Consider the following 2,271-nt stretch of genomic DNA (forward strand, 5'->3'; position numbering starts at 1 on the left):
ATGCTTCAGATCATGGGGGGCATGCCCCCCATGATCTGATGACCAGACTGGCGGCATAATCACATCCGGGATTAGCTTAACTTCGCCGCCAACCTGTCCAAGAAGGCGGGACCACCTCAGAACAAAATACTCGCACCGAAGGCCTTCAACCGAGGCTCTGACTTATCAGTCGGCGAGGAGGCGAACCCCTTGGAGCTGTACGATCAGGCCGTATCACTCGCAGCTGTGGGCGCTTGGTCCTGCGATATCGAAAGCGAACGTCTTGCCTGGACAGGTGGAGTTTTTGAACTCTTCGGACTTTCGCCCGAGCAGCAACTCGAGCGCCAGAGCATTGTCGAACTCTATTGCAAACAGTCACGCGAGCTACTCGAGCGAAGACGATCACATGCAATCGAAACGGGCGGAGCCTTTTCGCTCGACGCCAAAATCGTGCGCCCTGACGGCGAGGAACGCTGGATACGAATAAACGCCGCAACGCGAAGCTCCGGTGGGCGAGCCAGAACTCTTTACGGTATGAAGCAGGACATTACCGAGGACCATGCCCGGTGGGAGGCCCTAAGAGCTGCGGCCGAACTGGATCCGCTCACTGGCGTTGGAAACCGCGCACGCTTTCAGCGTTTCCTGGACCAACCAGATGAGACTGCTCATACCGATGTCGGGGCGCTAATTTTATTCGACATGGACGAGTTTAAGCGGCTCAACGACCGGTGGGGACACTCGGGCGGGGATGCATGTCTTGCCGCTTTCGGAGAGCGGCTGCGAAATGCGTTTCCCGAAGCGAGTATGATAGCCAGGATCGGCGGCGACGAATTTGCAGTTCTGGCCCCGCCAGTTAGTTCATCTCACGAAGCGGAGATCGCTGTGCGATCGCGCATCGGCAGTCTTAGAAGCCCTGTGCCTTGGAAGGGCGAGTTACTACCACTCAACGTCTCGGTCGGTCTCGCCTTCGTCGGACAAGGAGAGCGATTGGATCCGCAGAGATTGTTCGAGGCAGCCGATAGGGCGCTCTACATTGCGAAGAGAGATGCCTCGAACTTTCTTGTCTGCTTATGACGGACCTTGCGTATCCGAGGCACGTAGCGTTTCGTCCAGCAATTGATTTTTGAGAATCCCGGAAGGCCTAAGCTTAGTCCGCTTCTCAGTCCTACTTCACTGAAAGCGGACAAGTCAGCATGCGGCCCCATGGCGGTCGGTCAGAAAAGCGCCCTCATATTGGTCATTCCGATCGTCACCATTGTCGCCCAAGAGCTGTCATTCGTTCAGCACAGGGTCGGCGGCAACTAGGCCGGTTGTGAGGTGCGTTCTAAAGTCGGAACGATTCTGTGCAGTCTTTCGCCAGAGCTATCGTTCGCTGAAGTTCTTCAGCTTAAAGATAAGTCATGTCTCTCGCCACGGCTTGGAAATGGATTAGCCGCGCCCTCTTAAGCGCTTCCACCGCTCTCGGCACTTATGCGGCTGGAATGACGGTGTTCGGTTGGCCAAAGCCGACTTGGACTTGGCTAGCGTTCTTGCTCGACTTTCCGCTTTGGATTTGGCTGGTCACAGTGCTTGTGATCTTGCTTGCTGTGACGGGAATTCAAAACCGTCGCTTAAAGCGGCAAGTAGCGATTTTGACGGACACAGACGGTATCGCTGGTCCCATACTCGTCGGTCCACCGATGCCTGACATGACTCTGAAGGATGTTGTATCTCAAATCCGCGACTACCTTTTCGCGCAAGGTGTGGCCGAGGATGAAATCACCGGGCAGCGAGTAAACACAGAATTTGCCGATGGATTGAGCCTGCATAGCCCAAGTGTGTGGGGCCGTTATGAAGGCACTGGTGCACTGGATTCTTTGGGTCAATGGAACCTGTCGAGTGCGACGTTGAACATTGCCCAAAATCAAATTCGCGTCGCAAGCGAATGGACGACAGTTACCTACACCGACTTGCGCTTCAACCGCTCTGAGATCGATCAGATTTGGCCGCTACCGGCCTGACGTCCGCTGCTCGATGAAGTCAGCGATCTTATTAGTAGCCTCGCGCAGCACGTCCTTGTCGAGGCGCGACACGTGGGCGTCGCTCGATGTCCAAATGGCTCAACATTCATCCGATGTTGCAAGCTCTTGCCGAAAGCAACCAGTATCCGAAAAGGCGTCGTAAGTGGAAGGTCTGAGGTGGTCCCGCCTTCTTGGACAGGTTGGCGGCGAAGTTAAGCTAATCCCGGATGTGATTATGCCGCCAGTCTGGTCATCAGATCATGGGGGGCATGCCCCCCATGATCTGAAGCAT

Annotated in this window: 2 protein-coding genes; both read left to right on the plus strand. The window is 55.4% G+C overall.

Translation table 11 applies throughout. From position 1 onward, the window contains the following. Positions 1 to 189: 189 nt before the first annotated feature. Complete coding sequence (locus tag AC13CE_RS00005) at positions 190 to 1,053, plus strand: GGDEF domain-containing protein (protein WP_482971041.1); 864 nt, start codon at positions 190 to 192, stop codon at positions 1,051 to 1,053. A gap of 326 nt (positions 1,054 to 1,379) precedes the next feature. Beyond that, positions 1,380 to 1,979 carry a hypothetical protein gene (locus AC13CE_RS00010; RefSeq protein ID WP_482971042.1) on the plus strand — a complete coding sequence of 200 codons (600 nt, stop codon included), beginning with the start codon at positions 1,380 to 1,382 and terminating at the stop codon, positions 1,977 to 1,979. Positions 1,980 to 2,271: the final 292 nt, after the last annotated feature.

Source organism: Qipengyuania sp. B-5 (genome assembly GCF_056857815.1).